17 protein-coding genes are annotated in these 13,319 nt (G+C 58.5%); 8 read left to right on the top strand and 9 right to left on the bottom strand.

Going from position 1 to position 13,319, the window contains the following annotated elements:
- Nucleotides 1-41 precede the first annotated feature (41 nt).
- From nifH to SLH47_RS23925, 9 genes are all read right to left on the bottom strand, one after another.
- Nucleotides 42-932: a nitrogenase iron protein gene (gene nifH / locus SLH47_RS23965; protein WP_320243372.1), complete on the bottom strand. Its 891-nt coding sequence runs from the start codon at nucleotides 930-932 to the stop codon at nucleotides 42-44.
- Between the two features lie 524 nt (nucleotides 933-1,456).
- On the bottom strand, nucleotides 1,457-2,020 hold the full coding sequence (locus SLH47_RS23960) for a flavodoxin (RefSeq protein WP_320243371.1): 564 nt from the start codon (nucleotides 2,018-2,020) through the stop codon (nucleotides 1,457-1,459).
- 208 nt (nucleotides 2,021-2,228) lie between these two features.
- The gene (locus SLH47_RS23955) at nucleotides 2,229-2,771 is read right to left on the bottom strand and encodes a peroxiredoxin (protein WP_320243370.1); all 543 of its coding nucleotides are present in this window, start codon (nucleotides 2,769-2,771) and stop codon (nucleotides 2,229-2,231) included.
- A 27-nt stretch (nucleotides 2,772-2,798) separates the two neighbouring features.
- Nucleotides 2,799-3,170: a 2Fe-2S iron-sulfur cluster-binding protein gene (locus SLH47_RS23950; RefSeq protein ID WP_320243369.1), complete on the bottom strand. Its 372-nt coding sequence runs from the start codon at nucleotides 3,168-3,170 to the stop codon at nucleotides 2,799-2,801.
- 84 nt (nucleotides 3,171-3,254) lie between these two features.
- Nucleotides 3,255-4,364, bottom strand: a complete 1,110-nt coding sequence (locus SLH47_RS23945; RefSeq protein ID WP_320243367.1) for an FAD:protein FMN transferase — start codon at nucleotides 4,362-4,364, stop codon at nucleotides 3,255-3,257.
- Complete coding sequence (locus SLH47_RS23940; protein WP_320243366.1) at nucleotides 4,364-4,834, bottom strand: SoxR reducing system RseC family protein; 471 nt, start codon at nucleotides 4,832-4,834, stop codon at nucleotides 4,364-4,366. Before SLH47_RS23940 ends, SLH47_RS23945 begins: the two co-directional genes overlap by 1 nt.
- On the bottom strand, nucleotides 4,834-5,034 hold the full coding sequence (locus SLH47_RS23935; RefSeq protein WP_320243365.1) for a 4Fe-4S binding protein: 201 nt from the start codon (nucleotides 5,032-5,034) through the stop codon (nucleotides 4,834-4,836). Before SLH47_RS23935 ends, SLH47_RS23940 begins: the two co-directional genes overlap by 1 nt.
- A 39-nt stretch (nucleotides 5,035-5,073) precedes the next feature.
- Nucleotides 5,074-5,361, bottom strand: coding sequence for a 2Fe-2S iron-sulfur cluster-binding protein (locus tag SLH47_RS23930; protein WP_320243363.1), 288 nt, complete (start codon nucleotides 5,359-5,361; stop codon nucleotides 5,074-5,076).
- Between the two features lie 11 nt (nucleotides 5,362-5,372).
- Nucleotides 5,373-6,617, bottom strand: a complete 1,245-nt coding sequence (locus tag SLH47_RS23925) for an FprA family A-type flavoprotein (protein ID WP_413785674.1) — start codon at nucleotides 6,615-6,617, stop codon at nucleotides 5,373-5,375.
- Between the two features lie 301 nt (nucleotides 6,618-6,918).
- On the opposite strand from SLH47_RS23925, the gene rsxA reads away from it, so the two are divergent.
- The 8 genes from rsxA to SLH47_RS23885 are packed head-to-tail and all read left to right on the top strand — an operon-like array spanning nucleotide 6,919 to nucleotide 13,265.
- Nucleotides 6,919-7,500 (top strand): electron transport complex subunit RsxA, encoded by a 582-nt coding sequence (rsxA, locus tag SLH47_RS23920; RefSeq protein WP_320243360.1) that lies wholly within the window; start codon nucleotides 6,919-6,921, stop codon nucleotides 7,498-7,500.
- Nucleotides 7,501-7,520: 20 nt separating this feature from the next.
- On the top strand, nucleotides 7,521-8,090 hold the full coding sequence (locus tag SLH47_RS23915; RefSeq protein WP_320243359.1) for an RnfABCDGE type electron transport complex subunit B: 570 nt from the start codon (nucleotides 7,521-7,523) through the stop codon (nucleotides 8,088-8,090).
- A complete protein-coding gene (gene rsxC, locus SLH47_RS23910; protein WP_320243357.1) occupies nucleotides 8,087-9,619 on the top strand; it encodes an electron transport complex subunit RsxC in 1,533 nt (510 codons plus the stop codon). The genes SLH47_RS23915 and rsxC overlap by 4 nt, the downstream gene beginning before the upstream one ends.
- On the top strand, nucleotides 9,616-10,683 hold the full coding sequence (locus tag SLH47_RS23905) for an RnfABCDGE type electron transport complex subunit D (RefSeq protein ID WP_320243356.1): 1,068 nt from the start codon (nucleotides 9,616-9,618) through the stop codon (nucleotides 10,681-10,683). Before rsxC ends, SLH47_RS23905 begins: the two co-directional genes overlap by 4 nt.
- Nucleotides 10,683-11,318: an electron transport complex subunit RsxG gene (gene rsxG, locus SLH47_RS23900; protein ID WP_320243354.1), complete on the top strand. Its 636-nt coding sequence runs from the start codon at nucleotides 10,683-10,685 to the stop codon at nucleotides 11,316-11,318. The genes SLH47_RS23905 and rsxG overlap by 1 nt, the downstream gene beginning before the upstream one ends.
- Entirely contained in the window at nucleotides 11,315-12,046 is a 732-nt protein-coding gene (locus SLH47_RS23895; protein ID WP_320243352.1) for an electron transport complex subunit E, read from the top strand. The genes rsxG and SLH47_RS23895 overlap by 4 nt, the downstream gene beginning before the upstream one ends.
- Nucleotides 12,043-12,300 (top strand): RnfH family protein, encoded by a 258-nt coding sequence (locus SLH47_RS23890; protein ID WP_320243350.1) that lies wholly within the window; start codon nucleotides 12,043-12,045, stop codon nucleotides 12,298-12,300. The genes SLH47_RS23895 and SLH47_RS23890 overlap by 4 nt, the downstream gene beginning before the upstream one ends.
- A complete protein-coding gene (locus tag SLH47_RS23885; RefSeq protein WP_320243348.1) occupies nucleotides 12,297-13,265 on the top strand; it encodes an FAD-dependent oxidoreductase in 969 nt (322 codons plus the stop codon). Before SLH47_RS23890 ends, SLH47_RS23885 begins: the two co-directional genes overlap by 4 nt.
- Nucleotides 13,266-13,319: the final 54 nt, after the last annotated feature.

Raw genomic sequence — 13,319 nt, 5'->3', positions numbered from 1 at the left:
GTGGGTGGAGGCCGGTGCAAAACCGGCCCCCGGATTTCGGGTTAGCTTGCAGCCATTTCTGCGTCCGATGCGGCGATTGCCGCTTCGCGCTCTTCCTCGGACTGCATGATGCCAAACTCCATCAGCATCTCTTCCAGCTCATCCATGGTCACCGGTGTCGGGATCACACCCTTGCCGGAGTTTTCGTGGATTTTCTGGGCCAGCTGACGGTATTCATCGGCCTGCTTGCTGTCGGGCGCGTATTGCAACACCGTCTGGCGACGCAGTTCGGCGTGTTGCACGATATTGTCGCGCGGCACGAAGTGGATCAGCTTGGAGCCCAGCTTTTCAGCCATGGCTTCGGCCAGTTCCAGTTCCTTGTCGGTCTGGCGTTCGTTGCAGATCAGGCCACCCAGACGCACGCCGCCGGAATTGGCATATTTCAGAATGCCTTTGGAGATGTTGTTGGCCGCATAAAGCGCCATCATCTCGCCGGACATCACGATGTAGATTTCCTGCGCCTTGTTTTCGCGGATTGGCATCGCAAAGCCACCGCAGACAACATCGCCCAGCACGTCGTAGGACACATAGTCCACGTCATCATAGGCGCCGTTTTCTTCCAGGAAGTTGATCGCCGTGATCACACCACGACCCGCGCAACCAACACCCGGCTCAGGACCACCGGATTCCACACATTTGATGTCCTGATAGCCGGTCTTCAGCACGTCTTCGAGTTCAAGATCCTCGACCGAGCCCATTTCGGCGGCCATGTGCAGCACAGTGTCCTGCGCTTTGGAGTTCAGGATCAGACGGGTGGAGTCCGCTTTGGGGTCACAGCCCACAATCAGGATTTTCTGTTGCAATTCCACGAGTGCGGCGAGGGTGTTCTGCGAGGTTGTCGACTTACCGATCCCTCCCTTACCGTAAAACGCGATCTGACGAAGTTCGCTCATGTTCAGGTTCCTTTATAGGTCTACATTCACTCAAGGTGAGACGGTGCAGGACCGCGCTCAAAAGGAATACAGCAGTGAGCGTGCCAAGTTGTTTTACCGATCGCGTGGAAATTTTATTATTGTATTCAAGCACTTGAACATATTGTAAGGATTTGCACGAAAGCCGACAATTTGGCTTTTGTGACGGTGCCGCCCGTCTGGAAAGCCCAAAACAAAGAAAGACGCGGCGCTGGGGATCGCGACCGCGTCTTTCGAGCATTGAAAAGGAATGTCAGGTGATTTTCTGTCAGTGCGCCTGTTTCGACACGGATGCGAGCGCCCGCCCCACATGACCGTCAAGACTGCGAAGTGCCGCGTTGAGAGATGCCATCAAGGAAACGAAAGTCCGTGCCTGACGCCCAGCGTTACGAAACCCAGAGAAGTCTAGGTTGCATTGCTGTCGGCGCATTTGGACAGGCGGCAACTTTCAGTCTCCAAGACGTCCCAAAGGTGCACCACTCTCCGTATCCGCGACCATCTGTCTGTCAAGCGTTGGTCAAGTCGGCGCTCATCGGCATCCCGAAGGTCGAGGCGATACTGTCAAGCCAACCGGTGAGGCGTTCATCGGTCAGCATGGATTCGTTGTCGAGATCCAGCGCAAGGCCAAGGAAATGGTCCCCGTCAACGGCAAGAGAGTCCTCAAATCCATACCCGTCCGTAGGCCAATACCCGGTCAATGTCGCGCCACGCTCATCGAAAAATTCGTGTAGAAAATAGACGGCATTGATGAATTCAAGTGGATAGGTCACCTGATCGCCAAGCCCGTAAATCGCGATTGTCTTGCCATCGAAGCTTTGATCCTCAAGCTTGGGCAGGAACTCCTCCCAGCTTTCGTTTTCGGCATCCGCGCTGAGACCGGGAAGCAGGCCATCGCCCAAGGTTGGTGTTCCCAGGATGAGGTAGTCGTAACTCATGAAGTCATCCACCTCGGTGCGATTGACATTCAGCGGTTTCGACATCAGTTCGTCGCCATATTTGCGCTGAATCTGTTTCGCAATCTTGCGCGTGTTGCCGGTATCCGTTCCGAAGAAAATCCCGATTTTCGCCATTTGCCTTGCTTTCTCTCAAAAGGTTCTGTGATGCGCAGCAGATCCGTCCGAGTTGGGCGGCCCGCCTCATGCCAAGTCGAAAGCAAAGGATGTGCCAAGTGGGGGCGCTCTCACGGTTTTGCGACGCGCCAGATATACCCAAACGAAATTGGCCCCACAGTGAATTGTGGGGCCAAACGAGGCTCAAGGGGCCATCGGCGCAAGCATCTTATTCCGCCGCCACCGCCTGGTTCAGGTACGCAAGCAGGTTTTCCGGGCTTGAGACGCCGTAAGGGTCGTCCGGGCAGTTATCCATAAGCCCCGGTTCTTCAAACCAGGCCTCAATCACCCCATCGTTGACAATTGCAGCGTAGCGCCACGATCGCAGGCCAAAGCCGAGATTATCTTTGCGCACGAGCATGCCGATTTTGCGGCTAAATTCGCCAGCACCGTCCGGGATCACTTTGACTGACTTGATGTCCTGCGCCTTGGCCCATTGGTTCATGACAAAGCTGTCGTTGACGGACAGGCAGTAGATGTCATCGATCCCGTGTGCGGCGAAAGCTTCGGCATTCGCCTCAAAACCAGGCAATTGGTACGTTGAACATGTGGGCGTAAAGGCGCCGGGCAACGAAAACAGAATGGCCCGCTTGCCAGCAAAGTAATCGGCGGTGGTCATGTCGTGCCAGCGATAAGGGTTTGGCCCGTCAATGCTGTCGTCGCGGACCCGTGTCTGGAAAGTGACATTTGGTAAAGGCGTGTTGGATTTCATTTGGGTCTCCTTGGCGTGGTGGACAGATCAGAAAGAGCCGCCGGGCGTGCCGGGGAAGCGCACAATCACGTCCTGGTCGCGCGCGATGAACTGGCAGGCGAGGCGATAGCGCGGTGGAAGATCATTGACCTCAGCATTCTGCAGCTCTTCCGGTGTGATCTTCTGCAGTTCCTTGAGGCGCGCCTTTTCCTTCTCGGTAAGGGACATTCCCATACTCGGCTTCTTTTCCAAGGACTTCACTTCGATCAGGCAGGACCCGCAATTGCCGTCGCGGCATTCAAACGGGATTGGGATTTGGTGTTCGTCGGCAAGACCCAGAATGGTTTTGGTGTTGCCGGCAATCGCGTAAACGGTTTTGTCGCGATGCATTGTCGGGCTTTGAAAGGTGATGTTTGGCACGGCTCTTTCCTTTTTTGGCTTGACTGCGCCGCATTCGGGGCGGCGTTAATTTCCGAGCAAAGATCGTGCCAAAACAATCTGGTTTCACAGTTCAGAGAGCTGAATCGCAGTCGCCTCAGCACAGCCCAAATCGCGCGGTGCGGGTAAGGGATGCACTTCAAGCGCCTGTTGAAATCCTGGATTTTCGAATTGCAGCCGGGCGGCCATACTGGGGCTCGCCAATACGCGCCCGCCATCAGTGATCAACATGGCATGGGAGATACCCATATCCGCAGCAACCTGTGCCCAAGCGTCGGGCCCCGCTACGCTCAGCGCTGTCGCGGCCGCGTCTGCCACCGCCCCGCTGTGATGCAGGACTGACGCCGATACGATTTTTTGCACTGGCGCGCCGGTACGGGGGTCAAGGATATGTGCGAAGCGAACACCGCCTTCTTCGAAGAACCGTTCGTAATTGCCAGATGTATACAGCGCCTCTTCTGGTCGCATCTCGACCGACGCAACAGCCCCCCATTCAAACGGGTCCCGGATCGCCACGCGCCAGGGCCGGTTACCGAAAGTGCCAATAACATTGACATCGCCGCCTGCATTCACCACCGCGTTTTCGATACCATGGGCGCGCAGCGCTGTGACAACCGAATCCAGAGCAGCGCCTTTGCCAAAGGCCCCAAGATCAATTTGCACCGCAGCGTTGGACGTCGTCACAAACGAGCCGGAGATTGTCAGATCCGCCATGCGAGGGTTTTGTCCCCGCAGGACAGCCACTTTGTCAGGTTCGGGTAACGCACCCTGCGGTGTATCAGAGTGAAAGCCCCAAAGAGCGATGAGTTGCCCAATCGCGGGTTCAAACCTGCTGTCGCTGGTGCAGGCCAGATATTGTGCCTGCGCCAAGACTTGCGCCAACTCCGGCGAGACATGTGCGCGCCGCCCGGCACGCAGTTCAGCATTAAGCCGGCTGAGCGCGCCCGGCTCCCAAGCGTGCCAGTCACGGTGCAGATCTTGCATCAGATGCCCGACTTCGGTGAGCGCTGTCTGCGCCTCGCCAGGATCAGCATGGCGGATGGCAATCTCAACCAAGGTCCCAAAAACCAGACGCGTCTCGCGCAACTCCGCGGCGGGTCGCTGCCAAACTAGCGTGGCACATAATAGTGCGATCATCAGCGCCGCGATCGACAAAGGGGCGTCCACACGCCTCATCACTCTGGCGTCTCCGGCGGTAAATCGTTGTCAATGCGCAGTCGGCTGAAAAGCCGACCGCTGCGTTCAGCCCGCCAAAGCGGCCAGAAAGACACCAAGACTGCACCGACACAAAAGATGGTCGCCGCAAAGGTTGGTAGCTTGAAGATCAAACACAGCCAGATTGCGGCCACAAAAGTCACGGCGGGCAGCAGCAGTGCCAAAGTCGCTGCGGTCAGAAAGTCCGACGCGGGCATGCTTACCAGCACTTGCTGACCGGGGCGCAGTGTTTCTGTTGCAGGAAGGCAAAGCGCATTGTCACGCCGGGGTCCCATGTCGACAAGTACGCGCGCCGCACAGCCGGAGCGCGCAGCACAGGCCCCGCAACCTGCGATCGGGTCTACAACAACTTGCGCTTTGGCACCCGCAACCTCGACAATACGCCCCGGTTGCTGCAACAGGCGTGGCCCGTCTGCGGCAAGCTCCGACATCACGCCTCGGCGGGAATGATGCAATCCAATTCCATGCACACATTCAAGCATTGCGGCATATCGTGGTCAGGTTCGCATTCGGTGCACGTTTCCGCATTGATGAAGAACACGCCCTTTTTGGGCACGATGGCCCCGGTTGGGCAGACAGGTTCGCAATCACCGCAGGACGTACACAGATCTGATACAATAAACATGGCCATGACGAGGTTCCTTTCAGGTTTGAAATCTAGATTACGGGCTCAGCCCGGGCGGACGGTGACGTCACCGCCCATGACTTTGCACTGACAAGCCAACCGATCATTGTGGCCAGCCAAATTCTCTTTGAGTACGCGCAATTCCAACGCGGAGGGGGTCGACAGGTTGTCTTGCCCTTCGACGATCCGGGTCAGGCAGGTGCCGCATTCCCCTTCGCGACATCCATAAGTGATGCCAGCCCCGATTTTCTCCGAAATCTCAATGATCCGCGTGCCCTCAGGCACTTTGACCGTCAGCGCCACGTCTTCAAAGGTGAGTTTTCCAATCGGCATGAAGCTTCCTTTCAGTTTTCAGCGGCAAAAAGTTCGGACATATCGATTTCCTTGGGCGGCATGCGACCGACCAGGTGCTGCGCCAGCCTGCGCCCGAAAGCGCGGCAGCTCTCTTCTTCGTCGGCCTGGGGGTACATCCGGATACGCAGCCCGTCTTCGGGGACCCGCATCTTGAGCCCCCGCAGTCGCGCCTCAATCATCGGCACGGCTTCGCCCGACCAACCGTATGATCCGAAGGCCGCGCCAACCTTGCCGGTTGTATCGATGTCCACCAGGTTTGACAGCAGATCCCACACCGTGCGCACAGCATCGCCATTGATGGTCGGCGTGCCAAACACCAGCCCGTCCGCCTCTTCGATCAGATCGACGAAGGGCAACAACTCCCCACCTTGCAGATCAAAGAGAGACACCCGCACATTCTCAATGTCGGAGGCTCCTGCGCAGACGGCCTGCGCCATTTGCTCGGTTGCGCCATAGGCGCTGACGTAGAAGATCAGCAGCGTCTTTTCTTCGCCGGTTTCCCGCATCAAGCGGGATGTCACGAGGCGTCTGTAATGCTGGATGTAGGAACCGGGATGGCTGCGCAGGATCGGCCCATGTCCGGGCGCGATAACCTGCGCGTTCAGAGGTTCGATCAGGTCGAGCGCCTCGACAACATGGCGCCGAAAGGGCCGCATGATGTGGTCGAAGTAATATTCGAAAGAGAAGCGAAAATCGCCCACCGCATCATTGAATAGCCGCTCATCACAGAAATGACAGCCGAGAAAATCACAAGTGAATAATACGCTTTGCTCTTCGACAAAGGTGCATTGCGTGTCCGGCCAATGAACATACGGCGTCGTAAAGAAACGCAACGTCAGGTCGCCCAGCGAAACCATATCACCGGTTGTGACCGCGTGAATATCGTAGCGGTCAAAGTCACCCTTCAGAAGTCCACGCAAGACCTGCAGCCCACGGGTCGAGACATGGATGCGCAAATGCGGCGCGCGCTCCAGCAACGCGGCAACTGCGCCGGTATGGTCCGGCTCAAGATGGTTGAGCACCAAATGGGTAAGCTCGTCATAGCGCGCAACCTGCGTAAGCTTGGCTAAGAACTCGGATACAAAGGCTTCCTTGACCGTGTCGATCACTGCCACGCCATCGCTGCCACGCACGATGTAGGAATTGTAAGTCGTCCCATTGGCGGTTTTCAAAATCACGTCAAAGGTTCTCAGCGTCGGGTCCAGGGCCCCGATCCAGGTGATCCGATCTGTCACCTGCACGCCTTTTCTTGCGGGCCCGGTGGCGGGACAGGTCCGTAGAGTCTGGGTTTGCGGCACGGAACAGCTTTCTTGCTAAGTTGGCACGGTTACCCAAGATACCAGCAACAAACGTGCCAAGTCGTGCTGCGGGCCGGGTTTGACCGCGTGGCATACGACATTGCTTATGCTGTCCGACAAATTGTCGGCTTCCGAACACTTAAACACTGCCTTACCGGCGCTGACCCAGCCCGCCGGCGCTTGGCACGGACCTTGCTGTAAATCCTGCAAGCTCAGGACACCGCGAGAGAGGCCTCCTATGCACGACTTCTTTGCCATAATGTTGAGCACGGCCCTCGTGAACAACGTGGTGCTTGTGAAGTTTCTTGGCCTTTGCCCATTCATGGGGGTATCGCGCAAAGTGGATGCCGCGATTGGCATGGGCTTCGCCACGACCTTTGTACTCACGCTTGCTGCGGCGGCAGGATGGGCTGTTGAAAACGCGATCCTTGTGCCACTTGATCTCGAATTCCTCCGCATCCTGAGTTTCATTCTGGTCATCGCGGCGATTGTACAATTCACCGAAACGGTGATGCGGAAAGTCTCTCCGCAACTCTATCGCGCATTGGGGATTTTCCTGCCATTGATCACAACCAATTGCGCGGTGCTTGGGGTGGCACTGCTCAACATCCAGGAAGGTCATGGGTTCGCTCAAAGCGTGCTGTACGGCTTTGGCTCTGCGCTTGGATTCACGCTGGTTCTGGTGATCTTTGCCGGGCTGCGAGAGCAAATGGCGCAACTGTCGGTACCAGCGTCATTTGCTGGGGCGCCTATTGCCTTCATTGCTGCAGGACTGATGTCCATGGGCTTCATGGGCTTTGCTGGACTTGTGCCGAACTGATCGCGAAAGAGGATAGGGCCATGATCACAGCTGCGCTTTCGATGACGGCCATTGGCGTTGGGCTTGGGACGATGCTGGGCATCGCGGCACGCAAGTTTCATGTCGAAACCCCACCCATCGTGGACGAAATCGAACAACTGATGCCCGGTACGAATTGTGGGCAATGCGGCTTTCCCGGATGTCGGGCCGCCGCAGAGGCGCTTGCAGAAGCAAGCGCGCCGGTGACGCTTTGCCCGCCCGGGGGACGCGATCTGGTCCAGCAACTGGCAGAGGTGACGGGCGCAGGCGGTGCGGCGGAGACGGCTCTATCGGACTTTGAAGAGGCCGCGCCCCAAGTGGCGTTTATTTTTGAAGATCACTGCACCGGCTGCACCAAATGCTTCAAACGCTGCCCAACGGACGCGATTGTTGGGGCGGCCAAGCAGATCCACACGGTCGTGACGGATGCCTGCATCGGCTGCGACGCCTGTGTGCAGGTCTGCCCGACAGAGGCGATTATCCTGCGCGGAAAACCTCGGACACTGGCCAATTGGTATTGGGACAAGCCCGATCCGGGACTAACCACCGCTGCGCTGGAGCACGCCTCATGAGCCTTTCATTGGCACATCTGCTGAACCGCAACGGGCTTTTTGCTCTCAAAGGTGGCGTCCACCCGGAAGGACGCAAATTCCTGACCGCAGAGACCCCCATCGAAAGCATGCCGCTACCCAGCCTGATCCGGCTCCCCTTGCGCCAGCATATCGGAGCGCAAGCCGAGCCGCTGGTCAAAAGAGGCGATGCGGTGGTGAAAGGGCAGCTCATCGCCAGCGCGCGCAGCACGGTATCTGCCAATGTTCATGCACCGACCTCCGGTCAGGTTATCGCCGTTGGGTTCTTTACGGCACCTCACCCGTCGGGTCTTCCGGTACCCACGGTGACGATCCGCCCCGACGGACAAGACAGTTGGGGACCGCGTCTGGCACGGATGCACCCCGAAGACGCCACAGCACCCGAGCTGGCAACCCGCGCAGCCGAGGCCGGTATCGTCGGCATGGGCGGCGCAGGGTTTCCAGCCGCCGTGAAACTCCATCTCGGCCAGAAATTCGATCTGGATACGCTGATCATCAATGGTGCCGAATGCGAGCCCTACCTGACATGCGATGATCGGCTGATGCGCGAACATGCAGAAGAAATCGTGGATGGTGCCGCCATCATGGCGAAGGCCCTGGGCGTCAAGCGTCTCATCTTTGGGGTCGAGGCGAACAAGGCTGCGGCCATCGCGGCGCTGTCTGGGTACCGGAATGTGCTGGGATACCACATTGATATCCGGGTCTTGCCGACGCAATACCCGATGGGGTCCGGCAATCACCTTGTGAAGATCATCACCGGGCGCGAAACCCCCGCCCGCGCGCTGTCCGCGGAATTGGGTGTGGTGGTCCACAACGTCGCGACGGCCTACGCGATGCATCTGGCCGTACGCTATGGTGAGCCGTCTTTGCACCGCGTCGTGACAGTCTCCGGGCGTGGGGTGAAGGAGCCGCGCAATTTGCGCGTTCTGATCGGGACACCTATCAAAGAAATCCTCGATCATTGCGGCGGGCTGATCGGGGATCAGACACAACTCGTTATGGGCGGACCGATGATGGGCTTTCCGGTTCAGTCGCTGCGCATCCCCGCAATCAAGAGCACAAGCGGTATTCTGGCCCTGACCAAAGCCGAGCGTCGCAAATCGGACGCCATGCCCTGCATCCGCTGCGGCTCTTGCGTGCAGGCCTGTCCCGCAGGTCTTACCCCGTTTGAAATGAACACGCGGATCCAGGCCGAAAATCTCGATGGTGCGGTCGAGGTTGGGCTGATGGATTGCATTGCTTGCGGCTGCTGCACCTATGCCTGCCCGTCAAATATCCCGCTTGTTCAGGGCTTCAGCTACGCCAAGGGGCGGCTGGCTGAAAAGCAGAGCCAAGACCATCAGCGCGAAGAAACCAAGCGCCTTGCCGCAGCGCGCACTGCGCGCGAGGAAGCGATCGCTGCGGCCAAGCGGGAGGCCATGGCCAAACGCAAAGCACAAATGGCCGAGAAAAAGCGCAAAGAAGCCGAGGCGAAGGCCGCGCAGGCCGCGAACGAGGAGGCTGCGCAATGACCCTGCAAACCGCGATGGCGGCCCCTTACACGCATTCCATGTTCAATGTCTCGCGTACGATGCTTGCGGTCATGACCTGTCTGTTCCCGGCAACAGCCCACGGGATTTTTCATTTTGGCTGGCCCGCTCTTCTGCTTTTTGCTGTCACGGTCGCGTCGGCCATCCTTTGTGAGTTGGTCTGCCTCGCTCTTTCGGGGCGGGCCGTTTTACGATTTTCAATGGACGGATCGGCGCTGCTCACCGGTTGGTTGGTGGCGATGACATTGCCCCCCTGGGCGCCTTGGTGGATCGGCACACTCGGGGCAGCCATTGCCGTTGTGCTGGGAAAACACGTCTTTGGCGGTCTCGGTCAGAACCTCTTTAACCCCGCGATGGTCGCGCGCGCGGTTCTTCTCGTGGCGCTACCAGTGCATATGACGACCTGGGTTGCCCCTCTGCCCCTGGGAGAGAGGCCGAATCTGGAGCAGGCCCTGACGATTACCTTTGGCTCGGACATTCCAGCGGATGCGATCAGCGGGGCGACGATACTTAGTGAGGTACAAAGCCAGCTTGGCGCGGGGCGCACCTTGTCTGAGATCGGTCCCGATTGGGAAAGCCTGCAAAAGCAGTTCTACGGTGCCGTGCCGGGCAGCCTGGGAGAGACAAGTGTGTTTCTGCTTCTCCTTGGCGGACTGGCACTCGTGCTGCTTCGGATCATTCGACTGATCCTGCCGCTGACGGTCCTGGGCAGCCTTGCGGCGCTGTCGGGCGCTGCACATCTGGTGGATCCCGAGCAATTCGTGCACCCGGCTTTCCATCTAGCAACCGGGTCGGCAGTGTTTTGCGCTTTCTTTATTGCGACGGATTATGTCACTGCGCCGATGACCGCACTGGGCAAAGCCATCTACGGGATTGGTATCGGTGCGCTCATCTTCGTTATCCGCACTTGGGGTGCCTTTCCGGAGGGTGTGGCTTTTGCCGTGCTGCTGATGAACGCCTGTGTGCCGCTGATCGATACTTACACGCGCCCGCGTATTTTTGGCCGAACCCGCAAAGGCACTCCCTTGCCACTGGAGGAGCGCTGATGTCTGAGCAGGCAGTATCAGAAGGCAGATGGATTTTTCATGCACCGCTTGGGCATGGCGTGCTTCTAGGTCTGTTTTCACTGGCTGCGGCGGTCATCCTGTCGCTGACCCACTCTCTCACGGAAGCGGCCATCGAACAGCGCAAGGCCGAAGACCTTTTGGCCTCGCTTGCACAGGTTCTGCCTGCTGACGATCATGACAATGACCCGTCGCGCACCACACGAACTCTGACAGATGCGGCCGAGGGCGAGGTTATGCTCTACCTCGCCACGCGCGATGGCGCGGTCACCGGGACGGCACTGGAACTCGCGGGCTTTGGCTACGCAGGGGCGATCCGCGTGTTGATCGGCATTGCACCAGACGGCACCGTTCTGGGCGCACGCGTGCTCAGTCACAGTGAAACGCCGGGCCTCGGCGATAAGATCGAGCATCGGATCAGTCCCTGGATCGACAGCTTCCAGGGCCGCTCGCTGGGCGACCCTGACCCGGACGGCTGGACCGTGCGCAAGGAAGGCGGTGCTTTTGACCAGTTTTCGGGAGCGACGATTACGCCGCGCACCGTGATCAAGACGGTCGAACGCGGCTTGCAGCTTTTCGCGCGGCACAGGTCCGAGATATTGGAGACAGGGCCATGACCGACTTTCGCAAAATCGCCCGGGACGGGATCTGGGACAATAACGTGGTCTTTGGACAGTTTCTTGCCCTCTGTCCCCTGTTGGCCGTGACAGGCACTGCGACAAACGGGCTAGGCATGGGGTTTGCATCCACGGCTGTCATGGTCGTTTCCGGCTTGGCGGTTTCATTGTTACGCCCGGTCATTACGCCCGAAATCCGTATTCCCGCCTTTGTTTTGATAATCGCCACCATCGTCACCATGGTTGACCTTGGCCTCAACGCTTGGGCGCATGAATTGCACAAGGGGCTCGGCCTGTTCATCCCATTGATTGTCACCAATTGTGCTATCCTTGGCCGGGCAGAGGCCTTTGCTTCCCGGCAAGGCCCCGTCGCGGCCGCCTTTGATGGAATGATGATGGGCATTGGTTTTACCTTCGTGCTCGTGCTGCTCGGCGCCATCCGCGAGATCTTTGGATCGGGAACACTTTTTGCCAATGCGGATGTGGTATTGGGCCCGGCCTTCGGCTTTCTCGAAGTCACTGTGTTTCCGGACTACCCGGGTTTTCTGCTTCTGATCCTACCGCCCGGCGGCTTCATCGTTCTGGGGTTCCTCCTCGCCGCGAAAGCCAAAATCGACGCGATCAGTCGTAGCCGGCAGGAAGGCGGCGCGGAACCAGAAAGCCGCAGGCGCGCCTTCATTGCCGCAGGTGTGCTGACCCCAGATACAGACACAGGAGACCGCCCATGAATGTCGGCATTGCCTATGCTCGCCCCAATGCGCAAATCTGGCGCAACCTTGATGTCGCGGAGGGGTCCACCGTACGCGACGTGATCGAGGCATCAGGCCTACTCGATGAGTTTCCCGAAATTGACACCGACACAAACAAAGTCGGCATCTTCGGCACAGTCGCCAAATTGGACAAACCTGTGAAGGAAGGGGACCGCGTGGAGATCTACCGCCCGATCCACCCCGACGCAGAATTTCTGGAGAAACGCCAATGACACAGTCACGTCGCCGTTTTCTGCTTGGTGCAGCTGCAGGCGCCGCAATTTTGAGCTTGCCAAGCCAAAAGGCCCAAGCCGTTGTATTGGGCGCGGGCCCCGCAGGAGCCCATGCGGCCCTCTCACTGGCGCGTGCACAGCCGGGGCTTTCCGTGGTTCTTGTGGAAAGGGATCCAACGCGCTTCAATCCCGTGCCGGACCATCAAGCGCGCTTTTTACGCGTCAATACCATGATCGCCTACGGAACGCTGCAAGAGGCGGGCGTCGAAATTGTCCTCGACGAAGCCGTTGGTATTGATTGGTCAGCACGCGGAATCAAGCTTTTCTCGGGCCGGGTTCTTGCCTTCGACCGCCTGTATCTTGCGCCGGGGGCGGAAGCCGTGCCGGAAGACATTGCCGGACTGGACGCGCGCGCACGCCATATGTGGCCAGCGGCATGGGGCAGCCCTCGCGAAGCGCATCGCCTGCAAACGCAAATTGCACGTTTGCCGGAAGATGGCCATGTTGTGCTGCGCTTGCCAAAAGACCTGAGCCACCCCGCCGTTGCGCATGACCGCGCCGTTTGGCTGGCTGGCAATTGCAAGCGTCTCACGGTGCTCGATGGCGGGCGCCACGTCCAATTGCGCGACGCGTTTCATGCGTTGCTACCTACGAATAAGATCGATTGGTATATGGCGGGTGAAGGTGGACAGGTTTTGTCGGTCAATGCAGAGGCCGGGCGCATTGAAACAGATGCCGGTCTGCTGACAGCTCGTGTGGTTAACTTCGTGCCGCAACAGGGCGCAGGAAGGATTGCGCGCTCTGCAGGGCTGGTCGACGAGACGGGATGGTGTCCTGTCGACGCAAGGGGCCGCTCAACGCGCCGACCCGGTGTTACGGTTCTTGGAGATGGACGACGAGATACCAGTCGCGTGGCGCAGGACGCTATTCACGATGCATGTCATGTGGAAATGACGGCCCCCTGATCCGTGCCGTTCGGGTGTAGCATCCGTTCCTGTTTGTTTCTGTTGATAGGTGTG

This window comes from Cognatiyoonia sp. IB215182, assembly GCF_033963905.1.
Lineage (GTDB): Bacteria > Pseudomonadota > Alphaproteobacteria > Rhodobacterales > Rhodobacteraceae > Yoonia.
This window is presented reverse-complemented; position numbering and strand designations above follow the sequence as displayed.

Excerpts from the sequence above, each read along its gene's own strand:
- rsxC (WP_320243357.1), top strand. The coding sequence starts at position 8,087 with ATGAGCCTTTCATTGGCACATCTGCTGAACCGCAACGGGCTTTTTGCT.
- SLH47_RS23960 (WP_320243371.1), bottom strand. The coding sequence starts at position 2,020 with ATGGCGAAAATCGGGATTTTCTTCGGAACGGATACCGGCAACACGCGC.
- SLH47_RS23905 (WP_320243356.1), top strand. The coding sequence starts at position 9,616 with ATGACCCTGCAAACCGCGATGGCGGCCCCTTACACGCATTCCATGTTC.
- SLH47_RS23935 (WP_320243365.1), bottom strand. The coding sequence starts at position 5,034 with ATGGCCATGTTTATTGTATCAGATCTGTGTACGTCCTGCGGTGATTGC.
- SLH47_RS23955 (WP_320243370.1), bottom strand. The coding sequence starts at position 2,771 with ATGAAATCCAACACGCCTTTACCAAATGTCACTTTCCAGACACGGGTC.
- SLH47_RS23915 (WP_320243359.1), top strand. The coding sequence starts at position 7,521 with ATGATCACAGCTGCGCTTTCGATGACGGCCATTGGCGTTGGGCTTGGG.
- nifH (WP_320243372.1), bottom strand. The coding sequence starts at position 932 with ATGAGCGAACTTCGTCAGATCGCGTTTTACGGTAAGGGAGGGATCGGT.
- rsxG (WP_320243354.1), top strand. The coding sequence starts at position 10,683 with ATGTCTGAGCAGGCAGTATCAGAAGGCAGATGGATTTTTCATGCACCG.
- SLH47_RS23885 (WP_320243348.1), top strand. The coding sequence starts at position 12,297 with ATGACACAGTCACGTCGCCGTTTTCTGCTTGGTGCAGCTGCAGGCGCC.
- SLH47_RS23930 (WP_320243363.1), bottom strand. The coding sequence starts at position 5,361 with ATGCCGATTGGAAAACTCACCTTTGAAGACGTGGCGCTGACGGTCAAA.
- SLH47_RS23945 (WP_320243367.1), bottom strand. The coding sequence starts at position 4,364 with ATGAGGCGTGTGGACGCCCCTTTGTCGATCGCGGCGCTGATGATCGCA.
- SLH47_RS23895 (WP_320243352.1), top strand. The coding sequence starts at position 11,315 with ATGACCGACTTTCGCAAAATCGCCCGGGACGGGATCTGGGACAATAAC.
- rsxA (WP_320243360.1), top strand. The coding sequence starts at position 6,919 with ATGCACGACTTCTTTGCCATAATGTTGAGCACGGCCCTCGTGAACAAC.
- SLH47_RS23940 (WP_320243366.1), bottom strand. The coding sequence starts at position 4,834 with ATGTCGGAGCTTGCCGCAGACGGGCCACGCCTGTTGCAGCAACCGGGG.
- SLH47_RS23890 (WP_320243350.1), top strand. The coding sequence starts at position 12,043 with ATGAATGTCGGCATTGCCTATGCTCGCCCCAATGCGCAAATCTGGCGC.